At 71.0% G+C, this 24,157-nt stretch carries 19 protein-coding genes; 9 read left to right on the top strand and 10 right to left on the bottom strand.

From position 1 onward, the window contains the following. Positions 1-44: 44 nt before the first annotated feature. Both OHN74_RS03450 and OHN74_RS03445 read right to left on the bottom strand, forming a co-directional pair. Positions 45-620, bottom strand: a complete 576-nt coding sequence (locus OHN74_RS03450) for an ATP-binding protein (RefSeq protein ID WP_327693019.1) — start codon at positions 618-620, stop codon at positions 45-47. 242 nt (positions 621-862) lie between these two features. After that, positions 863-1,186: a hypothetical protein gene (locus OHN74_RS03445; protein ID WP_327693018.1), complete on the bottom strand. Its 324-nt coding sequence runs from the start codon at positions 1,184-1,186 to the stop codon at positions 863-865. Positions 1,187-1,521: 335 nt separating this feature from the next. Between OHN74_RS03445 and OHN74_RS03440 the strand changes: the two genes are divergently transcribed. Continuing rightward, a complete protein-coding gene (locus tag OHN74_RS03440; RefSeq protein WP_443060339.1) occupies positions 1,522-2,655 on the top strand; it encodes a PLP-dependent cysteine synthase family protein in 1,134 nt (377 codons plus the stop codon). Positions 2,656-2,743: 88 nt separating this feature from the next. Here OHN74_RS03440 and OHN74_RS03435 read toward each other — a convergent pair whose 3' ends face one another. After that, positions 2,744-3,562 (bottom strand): DeoR/GlpR family DNA-binding transcription regulator, encoded by an 819-nt coding sequence (locus OHN74_RS03435; protein ID WP_327693017.1) that lies wholly within the window; start codon positions 3,560-3,562, stop codon positions 2,744-2,746. Positions 3,563-3,942: 380 nt separating this feature from the next. Here OHN74_RS03435 and OHN74_RS03430 point away from each other — a divergent pair, with 380 nt between their 5' ends. Beyond that, a complete protein-coding gene (locus tag OHN74_RS03430) occupies positions 3,943-6,345 on the top strand; it encodes a hypothetical protein (RefSeq protein WP_443060338.1) in 2,403 nt (800 codons plus the stop codon). Here the strand turns inward: OHN74_RS03430 and OHN74_RS03425 are convergent. From OHN74_RS03425 to OHN74_RS03410, 4 genes are all read right to left on the bottom strand, one after another. Further along, entirely contained in the window at positions 6,315-8,753 is a 2,439-nt protein-coding gene (locus tag OHN74_RS03425) for a right-handed parallel beta-helix repeat-containing protein (RefSeq protein WP_327693016.1), read from the bottom strand. The two genes, OHN74_RS03430 and OHN74_RS03425, sit on opposite strands and share 31 nt — an antisense overlap. Before the next feature lie 117 nt (positions 8,754-8,870). Continuing rightward, complete coding sequence (locus tag OHN74_RS03420; RefSeq protein WP_327693015.1) at positions 8,871-9,476, bottom strand: Rv1733c family protein; 606 nt, start codon at positions 9,474-9,476, stop codon at positions 8,871-8,873. Between the two features lie 214 nt (positions 9,477-9,690). Next, positions 9,691-10,515, bottom strand: a complete 825-nt coding sequence (locus tag OHN74_RS03415; protein ID WP_327693014.1) for an MOSC domain-containing protein — start codon at positions 10,513-10,515, stop codon at positions 9,691-9,693. Positions 10,516-10,558: 43 nt separating this feature from the next. After that, entirely contained in the window at positions 10,559-10,990 is a 432-nt protein-coding gene (locus tag OHN74_RS03410; protein WP_327693013.1) for a DUF6643 family protein, read from the bottom strand. A 267-nt stretch (positions 10,991-11,257) separates the two neighbouring features. Between OHN74_RS03410 and OHN74_RS03405 the strand changes: the two genes are divergently transcribed. Then, positions 11,258-12,538 (top strand): TerD family protein, encoded by a 1,281-nt coding sequence (locus OHN74_RS03405; RefSeq protein ID WP_327693012.1) that lies wholly within the window; start codon positions 11,258-11,260, stop codon positions 12,536-12,538. Positions 12,539-12,548: 10 nt separating this feature from the next. On the opposite strand, the gene OHN74_RS03400 is transcribed toward OHN74_RS03405, so the two are convergent. Then, entirely contained in the window at positions 12,549-13,715 is a 1,167-nt protein-coding gene (locus tag OHN74_RS03400; protein ID WP_443060534.1) for a glycosyltransferase, read from the bottom strand. Between the two features lie 70 nt (positions 13,716-13,785). On the opposite strand from OHN74_RS03400, the gene OHN74_RS03395 reads away from it, so the two are divergent. Then, positions 13,786-14,571, top strand: coding sequence for a glutamate racemase (locus tag OHN74_RS03395; RefSeq protein WP_327693010.1), 786 nt, complete (start codon positions 13,786-13,788; stop codon positions 14,569-14,571). An 84-nt stretch (positions 14,572-14,655) separates the two neighbouring features. Beyond that, entirely contained in the window at positions 14,656-15,198 is a 543-nt protein-coding gene (locus OHN74_RS03390) for a hypothetical protein (RefSeq protein WP_327693008.1), read from the top strand. A gap of 24 nt (positions 15,199-15,222) precedes the next feature. Here OHN74_RS03390 and OHN74_RS03385 read toward each other — a convergent pair whose 3' ends face one another. Further along, complete coding sequence (locus OHN74_RS03385) at positions 15,223-16,287, bottom strand: O-antigen ligase family protein (RefSeq protein ID WP_327693007.1); 1,065 nt, start codon at positions 16,285-16,287, stop codon at positions 15,223-15,225. Positions 16,288-16,509: 222 nt separating this feature from the next. On the opposite strand from OHN74_RS03385, the gene lnt reads away from it, so the two are divergent. The 3 genes from lnt to OHN74_RS03370 all read left to right on the top strand — a co-directional run bounded on the left by lnt (position 16,510) and on the right by OHN74_RS03370 (position 19,495). Then, on the top strand, positions 16,510-18,123 hold the full coding sequence (gene lnt, locus OHN74_RS03380) for an apolipoprotein N-acyltransferase (RefSeq protein WP_327693006.1): 1,614 nt from the start codon (positions 16,510-16,512) through the stop codon (positions 18,121-18,123). Between the two features lie 67 nt (positions 18,124-18,190). Further along, the gene (locus OHN74_RS03375; protein ID WP_327693005.1) at positions 18,191-18,685 is read left to right on the top strand and encodes an NUDIX hydrolase; all 495 of its coding nucleotides are present in this window, start codon (positions 18,191-18,193) and stop codon (positions 18,683-18,685) included. A 237-nt stretch (positions 18,686-18,922) separates the two neighbouring features. Beyond that, a complete protein-coding gene (locus tag OHN74_RS03370; protein ID WP_327699967.1) occupies positions 18,923-19,495 on the top strand; it encodes an AMIN-like domain-containing (lipo)protein in 573 nt (190 codons plus the stop codon). A 149-nt stretch (positions 19,496-19,644) separates the two neighbouring features. Here the strand turns inward: OHN74_RS03370 and OHN74_RS03365 are convergent, their stop codons facing one another. Then, positions 19,645-20,910: an alpha-L-fucosidase gene (locus OHN74_RS03365; protein WP_327693004.1), complete on the bottom strand. Its 1,266-nt coding sequence runs from the start codon at positions 20,908-20,910 to the stop codon at positions 19,645-19,647. Positions 20,911-21,117: 207 nt separating this feature from the next. Between OHN74_RS03365 and OHN74_RS03360 the strand changes: the two genes are divergently transcribed. Continuing rightward, the gene (locus tag OHN74_RS03360; RefSeq protein ID WP_327693003.1) at positions 21,118-24,093 is read left to right on the top strand and encodes a carbohydrate binding domain-containing protein; all 2,976 of its coding nucleotides are present in this window, start codon (positions 21,118-21,120) and stop codon (positions 24,091-24,093) included. Positions 24,094-24,157: the final 64 nt, after the last annotated feature.

Here is a 24,157-nt window from a genome sequence, read left to right as displayed (position 1 = left end):
GTACGGACAGAGACGGGGGAGGGACACCGCTGGTCACCGCCCGGTCAGCCGGCAACGGCCGACCGGGCGGGAGCGTGTTCCGGCCTGCGCCGGAGTACCCCCGGCTTGCGCCCCTTGTCGTACGACTGTTCGTCGCACCCGGGAGCGTCACGAAGCTGTTCCTCGAACGTCTGAATTGCCGGCGCCGTGGTCGCGGGCCTGGTCTGCGGGTTCGCCACCACCGGTGCGAGCGTCGGCAGGGTGAACCACACGACCTTCCCGGACTCGCCGTCCGGCCGCACTCCCCAGCTCTCGCTGACCGCGGCGACCATCGCGAGGCCGCGTCCGCAGGTGGCCGTGGGGTCCGCGTCCCGCAGCTCGGGGATGCGCGGATCGTGGTCGCGCACCGAGACCGTGAGCCGGTCGAGCAGGACCTCGATGTCCACCGTGCACATCTTGTCGGGCTGGGCGTGCCGGTGGACGTTGGTGAGCAGTTCGGTCACACCGAGCGAGGCCCGGTCTATCAAGGGATCCAGATGCCAGTAGCGCAACTGTGCAGAGACGATTCTGCGGACCTGGCCGATCCGCGACGGCAGGGCTTGGAGCTCCACCGTGCAGTGCCTGCTTGGGTGACTGATCACGGCTTGCGACTCCCCGAATTGAGGTCCGGAAGAAGACACGAGATCCGATCCAGCAGAGTGCCTGCGTGCTTGGGCCGCCTGCTGTCGATGGCCGGCGGGCTGGTTCGCAGCGTTATCGCCGGTAAACCCAGAGTGATGTGTGACAAGCGTGGCTCAGGAGGTGGAAACCCGCAACTCGCGGCACGGTTCTCCCGGCACGCCCGGTGTCCGCGCGAGGTACGGCCCCACCGTCCCCGCCCTGCTCAGTGCCCGCGCCCCGCCGCCCTGCGTACGGCCTCGATGAACCGGCGCGCCGCAGGTGGGCCGGGCCGGCCCGGCGCGGGGTCGTGTTCCCCCAGAGTCAGCAGGTAACGCTTGCCGTTGAGGTCCGCCAGTGCCCGGTCGTCGGCCGCGAACCAGGGTTTCGAGGCGCGCACCGCCTGCACGGGAGCGCTGTCGATCTCGCTCCCGTAACTGGTGAGCAACTCCAGCCTGCCGCCGCTGATCCGGACCTGCCCGGCCCGGGTGAGGGAGCGCAGCCTCTTCCCGATCCGCACGCCCGTGGCCGTGAACTCCGGCTCCACCATGATGCTCCGCCCCCTTGTCGGCTTCCGCCGAGATGCGTGGTGATCCCGCGTGGAACGTGATCCAGTGTGCGCCCCCGTGCCGAGCAGTCTGCCCGCCCCCGGCGTCCAGCACCAGTGCGTACGGCGCTCTCCGGCAACGGGCGGAAGCACTCACCGGGATGCGCCCCTGGTCCGTCCGGCCCCCGTCCGGGCCGTCCCCGCCCTCCCACCCCAGGCCTCCCTTTGGGGCGCCCAAAGGGATGTTTATGCAGGTGAGGAGCGTGTGGAAGGTGTCTATGATCGGTGTGTCCGGCTGCCCAAGGTGCCGTCGGCGAGTGCGGCACAAGGAGTCTGACGTGAGCATCCCCGACCCCACCGGGAACGCCGAAACACTGGACACGCTCGACGTGGACCGAAGCGACGCCGACTACCGCACCTGGCTCAAAGAGGCCGTCCGCAGGGTCCAGGCCGACGCCAATCGCTCGGCCGACACGCACCTGCTGCGCTTCCCGCTGCCCGAGACATGGGGTATCGACCTGTATCTGAAGGACGAGTCGACCCACCCCACCGGAAGCCTCAAGCACCGCCTCGCCCGCTCGCTCTTCCTCTACGGACTGTGCAATGGCTGGATCCGCCCCGGCCGCCCGGTGATCGAGGCGTCCAGCGGCTCCACCGCCGTCTCCGAGGCGTACTTCGCGAAGATGATCGGTGTGCCCTTCATCGCGGTGATGCCCCGCACGACCAGCGCGGAGAAGTGCCGCCTCATCGAGTTCCACGGCGGCCGGTGCCACTTCGTGGACGACTCCCGGAAAATGTACGAGGCATCGGCAGCCCTCGCGGCGGAGACGGGGGGCCACTATATGGACCAGTTCACCTACGCGGAACGGGCAACGGACTGGCGCGGAAACAACAACATCGCCGAATCCATTTTCCGGCAGCTGGAGCTGGAACGTTTCCCGGAGCCCGCGTGGATCGTCGCCACGGCCGGCACCGGCGGTACCTCGGCGACGCTGGCCCGCTACGTCCACTACACGCAGCGCGACACCCGTATCTGTGTCGCCGACCCGGAGAACTCCTGCTTCTTCGAGGGCTGGACCACCGGTGATCCGGACGTCACCTGCGACTGCGGTTCCCGCATCGAGGGCATCGGCCGTCCCCGCATGGAGCCCAGCTTCGTCCCCGGTGCGATCGACCGCATGATGAAGGTCCCGGACGCTGCCAGCATCGCCGCGGTGAGAGCCCTGGACCGGGCCATCGGCCGCAAGGCGGGCGCGTCCACGGGCACGGGCCTGTGGAGCGCCCTCAAGATCGTGGCGGAGATGGTCGCAAAGGACCAGCGGGGCAGCGTGGTGACCCTCCTGTGCGACCACGGCGACCGCTACCTGGACAAGTACTACTCGGACACCTGGCTGAAGGAACAGAACCTGAACATCGCGCCGTACGGGGCAAGAATCGAGGGCTTCTTGAAAACAGGCGTGTGGCCCAACTGACCCAAGGGGTGCGGGGAACCGCGCGACACGCCACAACGAACCCGCACCCGCAAACGCACCGACCAGGACATCCCCTTAGGCGTCCCCCTCAACTACCAACCTCACCGGCGACAACCAGCCGCCGCAAATGCTCCGAGACCTCAGCCCGAGCCTCAGGCACCAACCCCGAGTCCGTCACCAACGTGTCCACCTGCTCCAACGCCGCGAACGAACTGAGCCCCACCGTCCCCCACTTGGTGTGGTCGGCAACCACCACGACCCGCCGAGCGGACTGCACGAGCCGCCGATTCGTCTCCGCCTCCGCGAGGTTCGGCGTGGACAGCCCCGCCTCGACCGATATCCCGTGCACGCCGAGGAACAGCACGTCGAAGTGGAGCGACGCGATCGCCTGGTCGGCCACCGGCCCCACCAGCGAGTCGGACGGCGTCCGCACCCCACCGGTCAGCACCACTGTCGCAGCTCCCTGCCGCTGCCCCGACACGCGCTGCGCGGCATGGAAGACGTCGGCCACGCGCACCGAGTTGGTCACCACGGTCAGATCCGGCACGTCCAGCAGTTGATGCGCCAGCGCGTAGGTCGTCGTACCGCCCGACAGGGCGATCGCCGAGCCCGGCGCGACCAGCTCCGCCGCGGCCCGGGCGATGTCCTCCTTGGCCGTCAGTTCCAGGCCGGACTTGGCCTCGAACCCCGGCTCGTGGGTGCTCGCCTCGACCACCGGCACCGCGCCGCCGTGCACCTTCTCCAGGACGCCCTGGCGGGCCAGCGCGTCGAGGTCACGGCGGACCGTCATGTCGGACACGCCGAGCTTGCGGGTCAGTTCGTTGACACGTACGCCCCCGCGGCGCCGTACCTCGTCCAGGATCAGGGCGCGCCGCTGCTCCGCGAGGAGGTTCTGGTTGTCGTTCACGACCGCTCCACGTCCTTCCGGGGTTCCTCCGGGCCTGCCGGTCCACTCGCCCCCACCAACTCCGACACGTCCCGCACACCCGCTGCGAACCTGCTGCGAACCCGCTCTGACAAGGACATTCCTCCTGCTACCGGCCCGGCGGACGTCCCATACTCGCATGGGCCGGTACTCGTCGCGCCACTGCCCGTCACGACGCGGACATGTCACTCTGGCAACACCGGCTCCTCGCCTGTCACACGGATCGGGGAGATTCCGTGTCGAGAGGTGTACGGAGCCCGCCGGGCGGAGATCCTCCAGTCCCGCGCGGCATCGTTCCGGACAGGGGCCGGGCCGTCCGCGCGGCACGGGGGAAGTACGAGCAACGGGGGAAGTGCGAAACAGTGGAGCACGCACAGGAACGGGCCTCGACGACCGAGGCGAACGGCGCGTCCGAGCCGCCCGCAGGCGCCGAGCGGACCGGGGCGGCGAAGAACACCGGCATCGCCCTGGAACTACTGGTTCACGGCGTGGGCGGTGCCACGCCCGAGAAGATGCTCAACGATCCGCGGACCGTCCGCGTCACCGGTGACAACACGGCCGCCGTGTTCCGGCGCGCGGACGACGCCGAGGCGGAAGCCGGGCCCGCCGACCCGCACGGCGCACCGGTCCGCGAGGCGTACGTCTGGTGCAACCTCACCTCCGGCAACGGCACGCGCGCCCTGTGGCTCCTGCTGCTGCCGTTCATGGTGGTCAACCTCGCCCACTGGATGCGCCCCACCGCGCGCAACCGGCAGGGCACGGTCCGTTTCTACGGTCTGCTGGTGCGTGTGGCCGGCCTGAGCCTCACCGTTCTCCTGGTCGCCGCCGCCTGTGAGGTCGCCCTCGACCTCACGGCCTGGCAGTGCGCGGGCACGCGCGCGTGCGCCGAGGCGCACTCCTGGCTCGGATTCCTGTCCCCGACCGAGTCGGGCGGCGGCTGGTGGAGCGCGCCGGGCCGCCGCCTGGCCCTGGCCGCCGTGGTGCCCGCCGCGCTCACCGGCCTGCTGTGGTTCCTGTCCCGCCGCACCTGGAGCGCGTACGAGTCCCAGCGGCCGATGGTCCACGCCCCCGAGCCCGCCGACGAGAACATCCGTACGGCTCTGGGGCGGCCAGGGTTCTGGTACGGACGGCGGCTGGTCGCCCGGCTGCGCGCCGCGCACACCGCGGCCGGCCTGCTGACGGTCGCCGCCGCCCTGGGCTCCGCCGCCGCCCGCCACGACCGCGCGCCCGGCGGCCCCGCGACCCTGGCGGTCCTGGCCGGGCTTCTGTACGTCGCGCTGATCGCCGGGGCCGTCGCCGTGGTGTGGGTGGTGTGCCGCAGGGGGCGCAGCGAGAGGCGCCTGGACCGGGAACTCGACGCCCGGCTCGTCCGCCTCCTCCCGGGCGGCGCGCTCGCCCTGCTGCTCCTGACGGCCGTGTACGCCGGCTGGTCGCGCCCCGGGTGGAAGTCCGCGGGGCGGCTGCCGGGCGACACGACCTTCGGCGCCCTCACGCTGCTCCAGGGCATCGTCGTCGTCCTCCTGGCCGGTGTCGCCCACCTGCTGTACCGCGCCCACCCCGACCCGCGCGCCGCCATGCGAGGCCTCGGCGGACCCGCCGTGGCGACGCTCGCCTGCGCGCTGGGCGGTGTGATGTCCGGCGGTGTGTCCCAGCGCGTCGCCGACTGGCTGGACGGCACCGGCGGCACCATCGAAGGCCCGCCCGTCCTGCTGACCTGGCAGGCATCCGTCATCCCGGCCGTCCTCCTGGTCGTGCTGGGGCTCGTGGGCTGGCTGGCCCGGCGCACCCTGCAACTGCGCCGCGCCGAGCTGGACGCCGTGGAGCAGGACTACGACGACGGTTCCCGGGAGCCCCTGGACCCCACGCGTACCCGCCGGATCGCGAGCATGCGCGCGATGGCCGCCCTGACCGACCGCGCGCCCCGCATCGTCGGCATCACCTCCGCGGTGACGCTGCTCCTGGGCACCGCCGCGCTGATCGGAGCCCAGGCCACGGACGACACGCCGGGAGACGCCTCGCACGGCGCGTACGGGGTCGTCCAGGGCGCCGCAGAGACCGCCCAGGCCCTCGGGTCCTGGCTGATCGGATTCGGCTTCCTGCTGTTCGTCACCTGGGGGCGGCGCGCCTACAAGGACCCGGCGGCGCGGCGCACCATCGGCATCCTCTGGGACGTCGGCACCTTCTGGCCGCGTGCCTCCCACCCCTTCGCACCGCCCTGCTACGCCGAGCGTGCCGTGCCCGACCTGACCTGGCGGATGGCCACCTGGACCGAGGCCACGGGCGGACGTCTGGTCATCTCCGGGCACTCCCAGGGCAGCGTCCTCGCGGCGGCCGCCGCCTGGCAGCTGAAGCCCTCCGTGCGCAAGCGCGTCGCGCTGCTGACCTACGGCTCACCGCTGGAGAGGCTGTACGGGCGCTGGTTCCCGGCCCATTTCGGGCCCGCCGCGCTCACCTCGCTGCATCACGACGTGGCCTGCTGGCGCAACCTGTACCGGCTCACCGACCCCATCGGCGGCCCCGTGCACCTGCCCGGCGACTGCGGCCCCGAGGTGGACCGCGCACCGCTCAAGGACCCGCTCGCCTACGGCCGCAACAAGGATCATCCGCTGCCCTCGCCGATCCTCGGCCACTCCGACTACCAGGCCGACCCCGCCTTCGCCGAGGAGCGCGAAGAGTTGCTGGGGCGGCTGCTGCCCCGCGAGACGCTGCCCGGGCCGCGGCCGGAGGGCGGGGCTCAGGGCAGTTCCGGGAGGTCCTCCGGGTAGAGCAGGGTCAGGTCGTCGGTGCTGGGCTCGGCGTGTTGGGCGACCCGGCCCGCGTGCCGTTCGACCATCGCCTCGAACGTCTGCCGTGCCGTGCGGCCGTTGCCGAAGGTCGCTCCCTTGGGGATCGCCTCGAAGTACTTCAGCAGCGCCTCGGAGGAGCCCGGGCCGAGCCGGTACTCGTGTTCCTCCGCCTGCTGCTCCACGATCCGCAGCAGCTCCTCGGGGCCGTAGTCACCGAAGGTGATGGTCCGCGAGAAACGGGACGCGACTCCGGGGTTGACGGACAGGAAGCGCTCCATCTCGGCCGTATAGCCGGCGACGATCACCACCACGGCCTCCCGGTGGTCCTCCATCAGCTTCACCAGCGTGTCGATGGCCTCCTTGCCGAAGTCGCGGCCGGAGTCCTCCGGGGACAGCGCGTACGCCTCGTCGATGAACAGCACACCGCCGCGCGCCCGGTCGAAGGCCTCCTGGGTGCGGATGGCCGTCGAACCGATGTGCTCACCGACCAGGTCCACCCGGGACACCTCGACGAGATGCCCCTTCTCCAGGACACCGAGCGCGGCCAGGATCTCGCCGTAGAGCCGGGCGACCGTCGTCTTGCCGGTGCCGGGGGAGCCCGTGAAGACCAGATGGCGACGGGCGGAGGCCGCCTTGAGGCCGGCCAGCTGTCGGCGGCGGCCCACCTCGATCATGTCGGTGAGGGCCCGCACCTCGCGCTTGACGCTCTCCAGGCCGACCAGCGCGTCGAGCTCACCGAGGACGTCCTTCGGGGACCGCGCGGCCTTCTCCGGCTCCGTTGCGGCCACCGACGGGTCCTGCTCGGTGGTGCGCTGGCCCGGGATGGCGCCCAGCAGCCCCGGTGCCTGCACAACCGTCTGTACGACCGTCTCCGGCACCGGGGGCGTCCGCAGCGCCGCGCTCTCGTCGCTGGTGCAGTCCTCGACGAGAGGTCCGCCCCCGCCGGCCGTGCCGGACCCGCCGTCGGCGAACTCGTAACCACCGCGCGCGCACCGCTCCGTACGGCACTTCGTCAGCGTCGAACGGCAGCCGTCTATCACATGGAAGCCGTAGCCCTCGCTGCCCGTGACCCGGCAGTGCAGGAAGCTGCCCCGGCCGCCCGCCGACACATAGAAGCCCGCCTCGGCGGGGGAGTCGACCGTGCAGCGCTCGATGGTGGGGTCGGCGCCCTTGGTGACGATCACGCCCGTCTGGGTGCCGACCACCGTGCAGCCGTTGAGCGTGCCGCCGCTGCCGTGGTCGCGGAACCAGGCACCCGTCGCCGCGTCCCGGATCCGGCAGTCGTCGAGCTGAGCCGTCGCGCCGTCACTGACCGACACGGCTGTGTTGCGCACCTGCGAGAGGTCGCTGTCGATGACGTCGGCGCGCGAGCCCCGGTCGAGCACGAACAGCGCGTCCGGCACGTCGTGCACCCGGCAGGACTCGAGGACCGCCGTGGCGCCGTCGCTGATCCACACCGCCGGGTAGTCGCCGGTGCTGTCGAAGATCTCGCACTGGTTGGCGTCCACCCGCGTGCCCGGATCCCACACCGACAGCCCGTTGCGCCCGAACTGACGCACCGTCGTGCGGGTCAGCGTGAGGACCGAGCGGGACCGCAGGTCGACCGCGTTCTCCGGGATGTCGTGGATACGGCAGTCGGCGAGCGTCAGGACGGCGTCGGTGTCGAGCGTCACGCCGTCCGCGGACGTGCGGTGCACACCGCAGTCGGTGAGGTGGGCGGTGGCGCGGCCGGTGATCTGGACGCCGCTGCCCTTGACCTCGTAGACCTCACAACCGACCGCCTCCAGCGCCGAGTTCTCGCCCGAGACCGACAGACCGACGCCCGAGGCGTGGTGCACCCGGCAGCGCTCCAGACGTGGATGGCCGCCGTCGCGCACGGTCACGCCCGCCTGGCCGGCCGCGACGACCTCGCACTCCTCGAACACCCCGCCCGCGTCGTCCACCACGGCGATGCCGGCGCCCGCCGGGTTGTCGATCGTGCAGCGCCGCACCGTCGGGCGGGCGCCGCCGCGCACCTCGATGCCCGCGGCGGACCGCGTGACGATCCGCAGGTCCAGCAGCTCCGGTGTGCCCTCCTCGACGAGCACCGCCGCCGCGGTCGAGTCCTGGCCCTCCACATGCAGGTCCTGGACCACCGCCGAGGCGCGCACCGTGAGCGGAACGCCGTCAACGGGCGCGATGCGCACCGAGCCGGGGGAGCCCTCGGGGCCGCGCAGCGTCACCGCCCGCTCGACGACGAGGTTCTCCCGGTAGGTGCCGGGCGCGACGGTGAGGACGTCACCGTCCGCCGCGGCCTCCAGGGCGGCTGCGAGCGACGCGTACTCACCCGTGCGGCGCCGCCACCTCGATGTACCGGTGTGCGTCACCTGGACCGTGCCCTGTGCCATGGCGCTGCTGTGCCCCCACCTCGTGGAACGCGGGATGTCGCGGAAGGTGCCGCACGATGTCGGCCGGTCCACCGTAGCGTGCGCGGGCACGGTGGGTTGACCAGAGCCGGAAGGCGGTCAACTGCCGGTCCCGGTCCGGCCCCAGTCGGGTCCGGCCCGGTCCCAGGCCTGGTCCCAACGGGCGTACCGACGACGGACCATGCGCCAGAGGAGCAGTCGCCGACAGCCCTCGACGAACCCGGCCGACAGGAGGGTCGCACCGAACCCGGCGAGGACCGCGTGCGTCGTGGCCGTGGCAGCGTCCAGGGGGCGGGGGGCTATTCGCCCCTGTTCGTCCGTCCACAGTGTGAAGTGGTCGCCGGGACGCGGGGACTTGAGGTTCGCGATGACCTTGCCGTGTTGTTCCGTGCCGTCCGGCCCCGTCCAGTCGGCCTCCACGCGGCTGCTCGCCTCCCGCGGGGAGGCCGACTCGGGTTCGGGATCCAACGGGGAGCGGGCGAGCTTCTTGACCACGGTGGCCGTCACGAGATGGCGGGCCTCGCGCTGGTCCCGTACGGCCTGCTGCAGCGCGTCCTGGGCGGCACCGCCGACGAGGACGCCGATCAGGGGCGCCGCCAGCAGGATCAGCAACAGGGCCGCGAGCGCCATCCAGGCTTCCGCGAGGTCGGTCGCGCGGCGCAGCGGATTGCGCCGCCAGCGCCAGAGTCCGCCGATCGCCCGCACAGCCGCACCCCCTTCCCGCTCCGTGATAACCCCGGTCGGAGCAGTTCACGCACGATGCCGGTCAAAGAGAGAGCGAAATCACCCCTCACCGGTTCTCACCGGCCGTCTCATGAACTTCTCACAAACACAACGGCCAAGCCCTGGGCCGGTGTTCCCGCCCCCGGGACCAATCGGAAGATCACGTCCGAAGGCGAGGACCGGAGATCACGCTCACCTATTCGAGGATCTCGAACGGATCGCCGACGCTGATCGTGCCGGGAGTTTCGGGCACCAGGTTCTGGCCGAAGATCAACTGGTTGCCGAAGCGGCGATGGCGCCCGAGTGTGCGCAGCGGTTCCCGCCCGCGCTCGGAGGTGTCCTGGTCGGTGGTGGTCACCACGCACCGCCCGCACATCTTGGCGACCCGGAAGGAGACCTCGCCGATGGCGATCCTGGACCAGCCGTCCTCGGCCCAGGCGGCCGTCCCCGACACCACCACGTTGGGCCGGAAGCGGTTCATGGGCAGCGGCCCCTCCTGCGGATGATCCCCTTGCGCGATCAGGGAGTTGAGGGCGTCGAGCGACGCGAGAGTGGTGAGCAGCAGCGGATAGCCGTCGGCGAAGCTCACCGTCTCGCCGGGCAGCGCGAACTCGGGGTCGATCGCGCGGCGCGTGCCGGGGTCGTCCATGTGCAGAAGACGTACGTCCTCGCCCAGATACCCGCCGCACCAGTCATGCGCGTCGTCGCCCGCGAGGACCGCCTGCACCTTGGTACCGAAGATGTCCACCGTCGTCGTGTCCGTGACCTCCGGAAGGGGCACGGTCAGGGGCGCGCGACCGGGCGCGGACAGACGAATTCCGCCGCCGGGCAGCAGCTCGGCGGCGGCCTGCGCCAGACGCGGCCGCTGGCGTTGAGTGACGACCTTTCCCCCGGCGTCAATCAGGACCCAGCGTCGGTCTCCGGCCAGCCCCCAGGGCTCCACCACGGCTTGCCGGGGCGCCTGGCCCCGGAACGCCTTGACCGGATGAATGTGAATCGAGTGCAGCTCCGCATTCCCCATACCGCCATCGTGCCAGCAGGCACGGACACTCCGGGGGCGAGAATCAGTACCCGCGGTACTGCTGGTTGTTGTACGGGTCCTGGTAGGGCGTCGGGGCGGGGCGGGGAGCCGCGGGGCGCATCGCCTCGTAACCGGTGGCCGCTGCCGGACGCTGCTGCTGCATCGGCTGGCCGCCGCCGGGGTAACCGCGCTGCGGTGCCTGCTGCGGGATGTACGCCGCCGGTGCCTGCTGCAGCGGCGAGGGCTGCTGCGCCTGCTGGTAGCCGTAGGAGGGCGCCTGCTGGGACGGGCCGGCCGGCAGCGCGGGAAGCGCGGACGGCAGCGCGGGCAGGTTGTTGCCCGTGTCGTACGCGGCGGGGACCCGGATCGGGGCGATCTGCGGGGCCCCCCGCTCGGCGACGAGCGAGTCGTAGATCGGAGTGTCCGGGAAGGCGGAGTAGTAGCCGCCGCCGTAGGTGGAGCGGGGGGAGGTCATGGCACATAAGTTAAACCCACATGAGCTGGTTGGGGAGACCGATAAGAGGGTTGATTTCCGTGTCGGCTGCGACGTGGGACCCCCAATGCGAGCGAACTCGCCAAAAAAGGGCACCGGGTCACACTGAGATCAGGTAAAGGCCAGGTTCCGGGTGGGTTACCGACGGGTCGCCCCGCGTTCTTCCCGAGTTCGGCAGGGCAGTTCAACGGGAGTTCACAGGCCCGGGAGAATAGGTTGGTCGCGAGTCCGGCAGAGATGGGGGCGGTCATGTCCATGACTAAGGGATCGAACACTCAGGTGCCCACGACGGCACTGCGGGTCGAGTTGGGCTGGCGTTCCGGGCCGGGGGTGCCCGACGCCGACGCCTCCGCGCTGCTGTTGGTGGCCGGAAAGGTCCGCTCCGACAGCGACTTCGTCTTCTACAACCAGCCCGTGCACTCCTCCGGAGCGGTTCGGCACGAGGGCAAGCGGGACAGCGGCGGGCGGGTGACGGACACCCTTCTCGTCGACCTCGCGCGCGTGGAGCCGGCCGTCGAGACCGTGGTCCTCGCCGCCTCCGCCGACGGAGGAACGTTCGGGCAGGTTCCCGGCCTGTACATCGAGGTCCGTGACGCGGCGCAGGGCACAGTGGTGGCCCGCTTCGACAACGCGGGCGCCGACGTCGAAACCGCGTTCGTGCTCGGCGAGTTCTACCGTCGGCAGGGCGCCTGGAAGTTCCGCGCGGTGGGCCAGGGCTACAGCAGCGGACTGGCAGGCCTGGCCACGGACTTCGGCATCACCGTGGACGAGCCCGGGCACACGCCCGCCCCGCAGGCCGCCGCGCCCGCGCCGCCGCCCGTCGCACCCCCGGTGACCATGCCCCCGCCGCCCGCCCGGCCCGTGACCCCGCCCGCTCCGCCCACGGCGCCGGTACGCCTGACCAAGGTGACGCTCACCAAGGAGGCCCCGTCCGTCTCGCTGACCAAGCAGGGCGGCACCTCGGGCGCGTTGCGCGTCAACCTCAACTGGCAGGTCCACAAGCAGTTCTCCGGGTGGGGCAGCAAGCTCGGCCGCGCGGTCGCCCAGCACTCCGACCTCGACCTCGACCTGTGCGCCCTCTTCGAACTCTCCGACGGCAGCAAGGGCGTCGTACAGGCCCTCGGCAACGCCTTCGGCGCGCTGCACCAGCCGCCGTACATCCACCTCGACGGCGACGACCGCACCGGGGCCGTGTCGAGCGGCGAGAACCTCACCGTCAACCTGGACCACAAGCAGGCCTTCCGGCGCATCCTCATCTTCGTGACCATCTACGCGGGGGCGCGTTCCTTCGCCGACCTGCACGCCACGGTCACGCTGACGCCGGCGAACGGCGCGCCGGTCGACTTCTCGCTCGACGAGTGCACGGTGCCCTCCACCGTGTGCGCGCTCGCTCTGATCACCAACAACGGCGGCGATCTGATGGTCCAGCGCGAGGCCCGCTATCTGGTGCCCGACCGAGGGGTGAGCCCGCAGCGGACCGTCGACCGCGTCTACGGCTGGGGCATGAACTGGACCCCCGGCCGCAAGTGACCCATGCGGCTCAACCCTCGTCGGCCGCGGTTTCCGGACGCGCGTACGTACGCCCCTTCCAGGCGGCGCCGCGCCCGCGGTAGTGCTGCACCGCCGAGTCGACCGTCATGAGGAGGTACAGGAACGCGGTGAACGGCAACAGGGGAGCGAGCCACAGCGGCTGCCCGTAGTAGCGCAGCATCGGGGTGTACGTCCCTGCCATCACGAGCCACGCGAGGCCGCCGCACAGAACCGCCGACGTCGTCCCCGTGGCGAGCCCGGCCAGCAGGGCGAACGGGGGCACCAGGTACACCAGCGCCAGGCCGAGCACCGTGCCGAGCAGCAGCGTCGGACTGTGTCGCAGTTGCGCGTACGCGCTGCGCGAGACCATCCGCCACAGGTCGTGCAGACGCGGGTAGGGCCGCACGCTGTCCACGCGCTCGGCGAGCCCCAGCCAGATGTGGCCCCCGCCGCCCTTGACGGCCCGCGCGAGTGCCACGTCGTCGATGACGGCCTGGCGGATCGCGTCCGGGATCCGGGCCCGCTCGGCCGCCTCCGTGCGCAGCAGCACGCACCCGCCCGCGGCGGCCGCCGTCCGCGACCCCTTCCTGCCGATCCGGCGGAAGGGATAGAGCTGCGCGAAGAAGTACACGAAGGCCGGCACGACGAGCCGCTCCCAGACGCTCTCCACCCGCAGCCTGGCCATCAGCGACACCGCGTCGAAACCGCCGCCCCGCGCTGCCGCCACCAACTCGCGCAGACTGTCCGGCGCGTGGGCGATGTCCGCGTCCGTCAGCAACAGGAACTCGGGTCCACGCGCGCGTGCCAGGCCGATGCCATGGCGTACGGCCCACAGCTTGCCCGTCCAGCCCGCGGGCGGCTCACCGGGCGAGTCCACGGTCAGCGGCAGCCCGCCATGGCGCCTCGACAGCTCCCGGGCCAGTTCCCCGGTGCCGTCCGAACTGCCGTCGTCGACCAGGAAGACCTCGGCCCGCCCCGGATAGTCCTGAGCGAGCAGGGACGGCAGGCTCGCGGGCAGCACGGCGGCCTCGTCGCGCGCCGGCACGACGACACAGACGGACGGCCAGGACTCCGGCTCCCGGTCGTAGGACGGCAGTCTGACGTCCGTACGCCAGAAGAAGCCCTGGCACAGCAGCAGCCACAGCCAGGAGGCGAGTGATCCGACGGCGATCCACACAACGGCGCTCACCCGCCGCAGTCTGCCCCACCCCGGAGGTCCGTAAGGGCACGCCGTTTATAGTGACCGGGTGAAGATCGCGCTCATGGACTCCGGAATCGGACTTCTGCCGGCAGCCGCGGCGGTACGGCGGCTGCGACCCGACGCGGATCTCGTGCTCTCCCTGGACCCCGAGGGCATGCCCTGGGGCCCGCGCACCACTCAGGACCTCACCGAGCGCGCCCTGGCCGTCGCCGAGGCCGCCGCCGCGCAGCGGCCCGACGCCCTGATCGTCGGTTGCAACACCGCGACCGTGCACGCTTTGACGGCCCTGCGCGCCCGTCTCGAACCGGAACTGCCGGTCATCGGCACGGTTCCCGCTATCAAGCCCGCCGCCGCGGGAGGCGGGCCCTTCGCGATCTGGGCCACCCCCGCCACCACCGGCAGCCCCTACCAGCGCGGCCTCATCCAGGACTTCGCCGAGGGCGTCGCGGTCACCGAGGTGCCCTGCTGGGGCCTGGCCGAGGCCGTCGAACACGCGGACGAGGCGGCGATCGACGCCGCCATCGCCGCCGCGGCCGCCCTCACCCCCGACGAGGTGACGACCGTCGTCCTGGGCTGCACCCATTACGAGCTCGTCGCCGAGCGGATCCGCGCGGCAGTCCAGCAGCCGGCCCGCCCGCCGCTCGTCCTGCACGGCTCGGCCGGCGCGGTGGCCGCCCAGACGCTCCGCAGGCTCGGCGCGCACCCCGCCCCCGAGGCGTCGGCCGACGGCACGCTCACCGCCCTGCTGAACGGCACCGCGGGCCCGCTGCCCGCCGCCGCGCTGGCCTATGAGGAAGGCCGCCTGCTGCAGGCGGCCACCTCCGTCCGCTGACCGAGGGCCACGAGGCGGCCAGGCGGAGCAGTAACCCTCCGCAAGCCGGTGCCCGCGCAGCGGAACCTGAGTAGTCTCGTGAACATGAGGGACCTCCCCCGCGACGAATCCCTGCCGACCGAGATCTGGACCGGCCGGGCGACCAACCGCGCGCAGTGGCTGCTGGCGCTCGGTGGCTGTGCCTTCATGGCGCTCGGTATCGAGCTGGCGGTCGACTCGGCGTGGACGTCGGGCGTCGCACCGCTCGTCATGTCCGTGGTGGGCTGCATCGCGGCCGGGCTCCTCGTCCTCTTCGGCACCATCGCGTTCGTGCACGTCGCCGTGAAGGTCGACCAGGACTTCCTGGAGGTGCGCTGCGGCCACGTCGGCCTGCCGCGCCGCCGAATTCCGCTGTCCCAGATCGTCGCTGCCGAATTCGTGGCCAGGGTGACCCCGCGTCAGTGGGGCGGCTGGGGCTACCGCTGGCGGCCCCATCAGGGCACCGCGGTCGTCGTCCGCCGGGGAGAGGGCGTCGTGCTGCGCCTCGGGGACGGTCATACGTTCACGATCACGGTGGACAACGCGGAGGCGGCCGTACGTGTCATCACGGATCGTCTGCGGTCGGGTGCGGCGGGGGCCGCGCACTGACGTTCCGGTCGCTCCGCCGGAGGCCTACCGGTGTTCGCGCTGTTCCCGTGCGCGTGTCGGCGCCGTGAACGGTGTCTCGTAGACGACCGGGCGGGCCGTAGCCAGGCCCGCGAGGAGGCCCGCGCCCACGGTCACCGTGGTGAAGCTCAGTACGTTTCCGACCGTCGCCAGGGTGGCCAGACCTGTCAGGGCCGCGCCCGCGGTCAGTGCCACGGAGGTAGGACGGTGAGTGCGCCACAGGGCGTACAGCACCCAGCAGAAGACCGCCGCCAACAGAACCACGCCCACCACACCCTGTTCGGCGGCCTGCTGGAGGGGCGCGGAGTGCGGTCGGGCCTCGGCCGGCAATGTCTGGGAAGCCGTCGGGCCGAGTTCCCCGAACCTACCCGGACCCACTCCCAGCGCCGGATCCCGGTGGGCCAGCAGCAGGGCGTCGCGCCACAGGTCGACCCGGTGACCGCCCATCTGCCCCTCCAGCGAGTCGGCGAGCCCGGTCGGCAGCACGTCCTCGGCGATCGCCCACGCCGTTCCCGTCACCAGAGCCGTCGTCAGCGCCAGCCCGGCGAGGCCCACGCCCCGGCGCGGCATGTGCCCGGCGGCGAGTGAACAGAGCAGGACGGCGGCGCAGAGGCCGAATCCGGCGAGCGGGCCGACAGCCGCCGATCCCGCGGTGATCAACACTGCCAGGGCAAGCAGCGCCAGTCGTAGCAGCGGCGGGCGGGCCGCCCAGGCGGCACAGCAGGCGGCACCGGTCGCCAGGACCAGCAGCGCGGCCACGGCCCCGAGATGCCCGGGCGGGGTGGCGGACTGCGGCCCCGGCAGAGTGTGGGGCGCGGCCACCGCGAGCCCGAGCCCGGCCAGCGCCGCCGTACAGGGGGCGGCGACCGGCAGCAGCGCTCCGCAGATCCGTCCCGCCGCGTAACCGGCGGCCACCGCGAGAACCGCGAGGAGCACGCCCTCGGGGCGGCCGCCCTGGGCCGCCGCCGAGATCAGCGACCAGGTGGCACACGCGCCGAGTACGACGACACCCGCCGCGTCGGAAATGTTGCGTCTCTCACCGTCCGGCGGCACACCGGCCGCCGACTTCATCCCCGTGGACCCCAACCCGTCGCCCTCCGGCCTGTGAAGGGCCCCGACCGCACGGGGCCGTCAAAGGCGCGCACGTCAGAGGCTCCGGCACACCGTAACGGCTGGTGTGTCATTTGTGGACGAGTTGCGCAGAAACGATGCAGCAGACGGGTCGGAGCGGGCCCGCCGCCACGGGCCGGACCGTGCTGTCGGCGCCCGGGGCAGGCGCCGTACACTCCCGGAGTGACCGCCACCGCTCCCTCCATCGACGAGCCGGACCAGCTCGAACCGCAGCTCGCGCCCGCTTCGCGCGGCGCACGGCTGCTGCTGCGCCTCTGGCCGGCCGCGACCGCCGCGCTCGCCGGAGTGCTGCTGTACGTCAGCTTCCCGCCCCGCACCCTGTGGTGGCTCGCCCTGCCCGCGTTCGGGATCTTCGGCTGGCTGCTCCGCGGCCGGTCCTGGAAGGCGGGACTCGGTCTCGGCTACCTCTTCGGTCTCGGTTTCCTGCTGCCGCTGCTGGTGTGGACGGGTGTCGAGGTCGGCCCGGGGCCCTGGCTGGCGCTGGTCGTCATCGAGGCGGTCTTCGTGGCGCTGGTCGGCGCGGGCATCGCCGCCGTGTCGAAACTGCCCGGGTGGCCGCTGTGGGCGGCGACCGTGTGGATCGCGGGCGAGGCCGCACGCGCGCGCGTGCCCTTCCGCGGCTTCCCCTGGGGCAAGATCGCCTTCGGTCAGGCGGACGGCGTCTTCCTGCCGCTGGCCGCGCTGGGAGGCACCCCGGTGCTCGGCTTCGCGGTCGTTCTGTGCGGCTTCGGCCTGTACGAGGTCGTGCGCCGGGTGATCGAGTGGCGCCGTACCGGCGCCGTACCGCGTGTGGCGGCGGTCGTCGCCGCGCTGAGCGTGGTCGTCCCCGTGGTGGGCGCCCTGGCCGCGCGGGCTCTGGTGAGCGACAAGGCCGAGGTCGGCACCGCGACGGTCGCCGTCATCCAGGGCAACGTGCCCCGCGCCGGCCTCGACTTCAACGCCCAGCGGCGTGCCGTGCTCGACTACCACGCGCGTGAGACCGAGCGGCTGGCCGCCCAGGTCAAGGCCGGCAAGGTGGCACAGCCCGACTTCGTGCTGTGGCCGGAGAACTCCTCCGACATCGACCCCTTCGCCAACCCCGACGCCGCCGCGGTCATCGAGGACGCGGCCCGGGCGATCGACGCGCCCATCTCGGTCGGCGGGGTCGTCGAGCGGGACGGCAAGCTCTACAACGAGCAGATCCTGTGGGACCCGGACAAGGGGCCGACCGACACATACGACAAGCGGCAGGTCCAGCCCTTCGGCGAGTACCTCCCGCTGCGCTCGATGCTCGAACACATCAACAAGAACTGGACCACCATGGTCCACCAGGACTTCAGCCGGGGCACCGAGCCGGGCGTCTTCACCATGGACGGCGCCAAGGTCGGCCTGGCCACCTGCTACGAGGCCGCCTTCGACTGGGCGGTGCGCGACACCGTCACCCACGGCGCCCAGATGATCTCCGTACCGAGCAACAACGCCACCTTCGACCGCAGCGAGATGACCTACCAGCAGCTCGCGATGTCCCGTATCCGCGCCGTCGAGCACAGCCGGACCGTCACCGTCCCGGTGACCAGCGGGGTGAGCGCGATCATCATGCCGGACGGGCGGATCACCCAGAGGACCGGGATGTTCGTGGCCGACTCGCTCGTCCAGAAGGTGCCGCTGCGGTCCTCCGAGACGCCCGCCACCAAGCTCGGCATCCTGCCCGAGATGCTCCTCGTCCTGGTCGCCGCCGGCGGTCTCGGCTGGGCGATCGGCGCAGGTGTGCGCGGGCGGCGCGCCGGTGGCGTGTAGTCGTACGCCGGTCGCACGCCCCCGTGATCAACAGGAGTGACAGGGACGCCCGGTTAGGGTCGGGGACATGGCTACTCCTGACTTCATCAGTGCTCTCCGTGCCTCCGCCGGCCGCCAGCTGCTCTGGCTCCCCGGTGTCACCGCCCTCGTCTTCGACGACGAGGGAAGAGTGCTCCTGGGACGCCGTACCGACACCCGCAAGTGGTCGGTGGTCGGCGGCATCCCGGACCCGGGAGAGCAGCCTGCGGCCTGCGCGGTGCGGGAGGTCTACGAGGAGACGGCGGTCCGGTGCGTGCCCGAACGGGTCGTACTCGTCCAGGCTCTGGACCCGGTGACGTACGAGAACGGGGACGTCTGCCAGTACATGGACATCACTTTCCGCTGTCGGGCCGTCGGCGGGGAGGCGCGGGTCAACGACGACGAGTCCCTGGACGTGGGCTGGTTCACGGTGGACGCCCTGCCGGAGCTGAACGAGTTCGCGCTGTTCCGGATCAAGCAGGCGATGTCCGAGGCCGAGGCGCCCACCTGGTTCGACACCGAGGGTTTCGCGAGCTTCGAATGACCTGGCCTTCGCGGCGCGAAGCGACTTGGTATGCGGCACACACCGCGCCCCGGGTGATCAGCCCCGCGCCCGCTGGAGGCAGTGGCTCGACCGACCGTCCTGCCATGCTGTTTTCGTGACGGTCGGTCTTGGCGCGGGATTTCCCATTTGCCCCGTCCGGCGTACAACCTTCCTGTGCTGCGGGCCGTCTCACCCGGTGTCAGAGCAGTGCGACCAGGCACGACCAAGGGGGACATGATGCGAGGTATCAGAGCGGCAATGGCGGCGCTCGTGCTCGCGGGCGCCATGCTGGGGACGGTGACGGGCACCGCGGGCGCGGCCCCGGCGGAGGGCTCGCGTGCGGCGGCGGCCTGCCCGACGGGCTGGGGGAGTGGCGCCAAGGGCGGTGGTGCCATGGGGGCCGATCACCTGGAGGACATCAGGACCGGACGGCACGATTGCTACGACCGCATCGTGTTCGACGTGCCCGGCGGCGGCCGGATCGACTACAACGTCGAGTACGTGGACCGGTTCTACGCCGACCCCTCGGGCCAGTACATACCGGTCGCAGGCGGGGCGATCCTCGACATCCGCGTCGGTGCGTGGAGTTACGACCTGGAGGCCGGCGTGCCGACCTACCCGGGCAAGGTGGGCAAGCCCCTGCCCACTGTGAACATCAGCGGGTACAGCACCTTCCGGGACACCCGGTTCGGCGGCACCTTCGAGGGCCAGACACAGGTCGCTGTCGGTGTGCGCGCGCGACTGCCGTTCCGCGTGATCCAGTTGGAAGACCGGGTCGTCGTCGACGTGGCCCACAGCTGGACCAGCTGACCTTCGCCCGGCCCTGCCCGGCACGGCATGGACGCCACAGTCCTTCGGGCCCTCGTGGCGGCATGTGCCCTCGCCGAACGCTCCGGCCGACCTGTTGCTGCTCCCGGACACCGGGTCCGGCAGCAGGTCGGCCGGGGCGCGTTCGTCTCTCAGTCGCGGCCCGTGCCCCGATAGAGGTCCAGTTCACCGTCGAGCTCCACGGCCAGGACGGTCGCGTACTCGTCGAGGTCTGCCGCCCCGGGCGCGTCGATCCAGGTCACGCCCGGCACCTTGTCCAGGCCTCCGGTGACGTGATGGCCCAGCTCGGCGCCTGTGCCGACGACCGAGACGCGCCGCACGGTGTTGCGCAGGCCCCGGATCGACACGGCCTCGCGGGGCGCGTCGAAACAGATCAGGTAGAGGGTGCGCCGGTCGGCGGAGAGGGTGCTCGGGCCGTAGTGGTGCCCGGCGGGCAGCCCCGCGACCGAGCCGTACACGGCATCGGCGTGCTTGGTGACCCAGGCGCCGAGCCCCTCCAGGCGCTCGACCTGCTCGGCGGGTATCGTGCCGTCCTCCATCGGGCCGGCGCCGAGCAGCAGATTGCCGCCCATGCCGATCGTCTCCGTGAAGTAGCGCACCAGCTGGCGGACCGACTTGAAGTCGCGGTCCTTGGCCCGGTAGCTCCATGAGTCGTTGATCGTCAGGCACAGCTCCCACGGGCCGTCCGGGGTGATCAGCGGAACGCCCTGCTCGGGGGTGGCGTAGTCGCCGTAGCTGAGCATGCGGGCGTTGAGGACGGTGTCCGGGTTGCCCGCGAGGATCAGCTCGGACAGCTCCCGCATCCGCCACTGCTCCTCGGTGCGCTCCCACTCGCCGTCGAACCAGAGGACGTCGGGACGGAAACGCTCGACCAGCTCGCCCACCTGGCCGTCACGGTAGGCGAGGTAGCGCGCCCAGGCCTCCGGGTCCTCCTCGCCGGGGCGGGCGTGGGAGTAGTCGTTGGGTTCGACGATGTGCGGGCCGGGGTGGCGTGCGCTCGCGTAGTCGGGGTGGTTCCAGTCGGAGTGCGAGTAGTAGAGGCCGACCTTCAGGTTCTGCTCGCGCAGGGCGTCGACGAAGCCGGTGACCAGGTCGCGGCCGGCCGGGGTGTCCCGGACCACGTCCAGATTGTGGTGCTCGGTGTCCCACAGGGCCACGCCGTCGTGGTGCTTGGTCGTGAGGACGGCGTACTGGGCGCCGACGCTGGCGAACAGTTCCGCCCAGGCCTGCGGGTCGTAGCGCGAGGCGGTGAAACGGTCGAGCTGTTTCATGTACTCCTCGTGCGTGGCCTCGCCCGTGTAGAAGGACCACGACTCGGCCCAGCCGTCCACGGCGTAGATGCCGTAGTGGATGAAGATGCCCAGCTTGGCATCGGAGAACCAGGGTTGCATCGGCATACGCCCACGCTAGGGACGGGCTCCTGGCGTGCGCGTGGGCGACGGTCACCACTACTGGTCCGTTTTCACCATCGCCGGCGATCGCGGTGAGATCCCTTTACGTGCCTGTCATGTACCTGTAGCTTCCGCGCTGCAAGTTATTTCAGGAACTTTCCGGTTCTTCTTGCAGTCCAGAATCCCGCATTTCAGGCCGTATTGGAGTCGCTCATGAGGCGCACAGTCATGAGATGTGCCCGCCCGCACCCCCTGGTGGCGCTCGTGGCGGCGGCCGTGCTCGTGGGCGCGCTCCCGCCGGACACGGGCTCCGCGCCCATGGGGAAGACGGCCGCCGCCGCGTCGAACTCGGCGACCGTCTTCTACTACACGAAGACCAAGAGCTGGCCCACCACCTATCTCCACTACGCACCCGACGGCGGTTCCTGGACCACCGTCCCCGGTACGGCGATGGAGCCGGCCTGCACCGACTGGGTCAGGAAGACCGTCGATCTGGGCTCGGCCGCCGGTCTCCAGGCCACCTTCAACAACGGCAGCGGCACCTGGGACAACAACGGCGGCAGCAACTACGCGCTCGGCACCGGCACCATCACCGTCAAGGACGGCGTGATCGCCCACAGCGATCCGTGCGCCGACAGCGGAACGGGCACCGGCAACCAGGCCACCGTCTTCTACTCCACCGCCACTTCGGGCTGGACGACCGCCAACATCCACTACGCGCCGACCGGCGGCGCCTGGACCACGGCCCCCGGCGTGGGCATGACCGCGGCCTGCACGGGCTGGTGGAAAAGGACCCTCGACATCGGCACCGCGACCTCCCTCAGGGCGGCCTTCAACAACGGCAACGGCGTCTGGGACAACAACAACAGCGCCGACTACACGATCCAGGCCGGCACCACGACCGTGAAGGACCGGACGGTCACCGCCGACGCCACCGACCCGTGCGCCGCCGAACCACCGGACACCGAGGCCCCCACCGCGCCCGCCAAGGTCACCGCGAGCGCCACCGGCACGTCGGTCGTGGTGAGTTGGGACGCGTCGACCGACAACAAGGGCGTGACCAAGTACCAGGTGACGCGCACCGGCGGCACCAAGGGCACCCTCGTCACGGACATCGGCTCAACGGTGTTCTCCGACACGGGACTTGAGGAGCGGACCACCTACACCTACACGGTCAAGGCCGTCGACGCGGCCGGCAACACCTCGTCCGCCTCCGCCGCCGCGACCACCACGACCGGCGACCGGGCCCCCGCACCGGCCTCCGGCACCCCGCTCGGCACCGATCCGCGCAAGGACCCCATCTACTTCGTCCTCACCGCCCGCTTCTACGACGGTGACACGGGCAACGACCGCGGCGGCAGCCAGCACACCAAGTCGGGCAACGCCGCGAACAACGACCCCATGTTCCGGGGCGACTTCAAGGGACTGGTCGAAAAACTCGACTACGTCAAGGCGCTCGGCTTCTCGGCGCTCTGGATCACCCCGGTCGTCCTCAACCGGTCGGACTACGACTACCACGGCTATCACGGCTACGACTTCTACAAGGTCGATCCGCGCCTGGAGTCGGCCGGCGCCTCCTACCAGGACCTCATCAACGCGGCCCACGCCAAGGGCATGAAGATCTACCAGGACGTCGTCTACAACCACAGCTCCCGCTGGGGCGCCAAGGGCCTGTTCACCCCCACCGTGTACGGCGTCCGGGACACCCAGTGGAGCTGGTACTACGACGAGAAGGCCGAGGGCTTCGAGTACGACGGTCTGACCGTCGAGCCCAAGTCCGGGAAGTCCTACTACAACGGCGACCTGTGGTCGACGGCCGAACCGACCGGCAACACCTGCCTGAACTGGGGCAGGCCGACCGGCGGCAAGAGCGCCGAGGGCTACACGCTCTACAACTGCCAGTGGCCGAGCCCCACTTCGGGCATGTTCCCCAAGGCGTACTACCACCAGTGCTGGATCGGCAACTGGGAGGGCGAGGACGCCCGTTCGTGCTGGCTGCACGAGGACCTGGCCGACTTCGACACCGAGAACACCACGGTCCAGAACTACCTGATCGGCGCCTACGACAAGTACATCGACATGGGTGTCGACGGCTTCCGCATCGACACGGCCGTCCACATTCCCCGAGTGACGTGGAACCGCCGTTTCCTGCCCGCCATCCACGACCGGGTGACGCAGAAGTTCGGTACGGAGGCGGCGAAGAACTTCTTCGTCTTCGGCGAGGTCGCGGCCTTCGTCAACGACAAGTGGAACCGCGGCTCGGTCAACCACTCGGCGCAGTTCTACACCTGGAAGGAACGCAAGGAGTACAGCGCCGACGACGAGACGGCCGCCATCGAGCAGTTCACCTACGAGAACAACCTGGGCACCGGTAACCAGCCGACGTCCACCAACGCCTTCCTGAGCGGCAACAGCTACCACACACCCGACCGCAGCCAGTTCTCCGGCATGAACATCATCGACATGCGCATGCACATGAACTTCGGTGACGCGCCCAACGCCTACGGCAACGGCAAGGACTCCGACGACTCCGTCAACGACGCCACCTACAACGTCGTCTACGTCGACAGCCACGACTACGGCCCCAACAAGTCGAGCAACCGCTACAGCGGCGGCACCGACGCCTGGGCCGAGAACATGGCGCTGATGTGGACCTTCCGGGGCATCCCGACGCTGTACTACGGCTCCGAGATCGAGTTCCAGAAGGGCAAGCAGATCGACTGCGGGCCGACCTGCCCACTGGCGACCACCGGACGGGCGTACTACGGCGACCACCTCGCCGGATCCGTCACCGCGACCGACTTCGGCACGGTCGGCTCGGCGAGCGGCGAGGTCGCGACGACCCTGGCCCAGCCGCTGGTCAAGCACCTCCAGCGGCTGAACCAGATCCGCCGGGCGGTGCCGGCCCTCCAGATGGGCCAGTACTCCACCGACGGCATCAGCGGCCAGATGGCCTTCAAACGCCGGTACACCAGTGGCTCGACGGACAGCTTCGCGCTGGTCACGGTCACCGGCGGTGCCACCTACACCGGCATCCCGAACGGCACGTACACCGACGCCGTCACCGGTGACGTACGGACAGTCTCGAACGGCACGCTGACCGTGGCGGCGCCGGGCAAGGGCAATCTGCGGGTGTACGTCCTGGGCGGGCCCGGGAGGATCGGGACCGCCGGGCCGTACCTGAAGTAGCGACACGCCGGTGCCGGGCCCCGGCGCCCGGCACCGGTTCCGCACCCCGACACAGCGTGGCCCG

The organism is Streptomyces sp. NBC_00459 (assembly GCF_036013955.1).
Lineage (GTDB): Bacteria > Actinomycetota > Actinomycetes > Streptomycetales > Streptomycetaceae > Streptomyces.
Note: the sequence above shows the minus strand (reverse complement) of the source record. Positions and strands in the feature narration are given on the sequence as shown.

Excerpts from the sequence above, each read along its gene's own strand:
- OHN74_RS03365 (WP_327693004.1), bottom strand. The coding sequence starts at position 20,910 with ATGCCGATGCAACCCTGGTTCTCCGATGCCAAGCTGGGCATCTTCATC.
- OHN74_RS03375 (WP_327693005.1), top strand. The coding sequence starts at position 18,191 with ATGGCTACTCCTGACTTCATCAGTGCTCTCCGTGCCTCCGCCGGCCGC.
- OHN74_RS03385 (WP_327693007.1), bottom strand. The coding sequence starts at position 16,287 with ATGAAGTCGGCGGCCGGTGTGCCGCCGGACGGTGAGAGACGCAACATT.
- OHN74_RS03425 (WP_327693016.1), bottom strand. The coding sequence starts at position 8,753 with ATGGCACAGGGCACGGTCCAGGTGACGCACACCGGTACATCGAGGTGG.
- OHN74_RS03370 (WP_327699967.1), top strand. The coding sequence starts at position 18,923 with ATGCGAGGTATCAGAGCGGCAATGGCGGCGCTCGTGCTCGCGGGCGCC.
- OHN74_RS03415 (WP_327693014.1), bottom strand. The coding sequence starts at position 10,515 with ATGGGGAATGCGGAGCTGCACTCGATTCACATTCATCCGGTCAAGGCG.
- OHN74_RS03405 (WP_327693012.1), top strand. The coding sequence starts at position 11,258 with ATGTCCATGACTAAGGGATCGAACACTCAGGTGCCCACGACGGCACTG.
- OHN74_RS03390 (WP_327693008.1), top strand. The coding sequence starts at position 14,656 with ATGAGGGACCTCCCCCGCGACGAATCCCTGCCGACCGAGATCTGGACC.
- OHN74_RS03445 (WP_327693018.1), bottom strand. The coding sequence starts at position 1,186 with ATGGTGGAGCCGGAGTTCACGGCCACGGGCGTGCGGATCGGGAAGAGG.
- OHN74_RS03360 (WP_327693003.1), top strand. The coding sequence starts at position 21,118 with ATGAGGCGCACAGTCATGAGATGTGCCCGCCCGCACCCCCTGGTGGCG.
- OHN74_RS03410 (WP_327693013.1), bottom strand. The coding sequence starts at position 10,990 with ATGACCTCCCCCCGCTCCACCTACGGCGGCGGCTACTACTCCGCCTTC.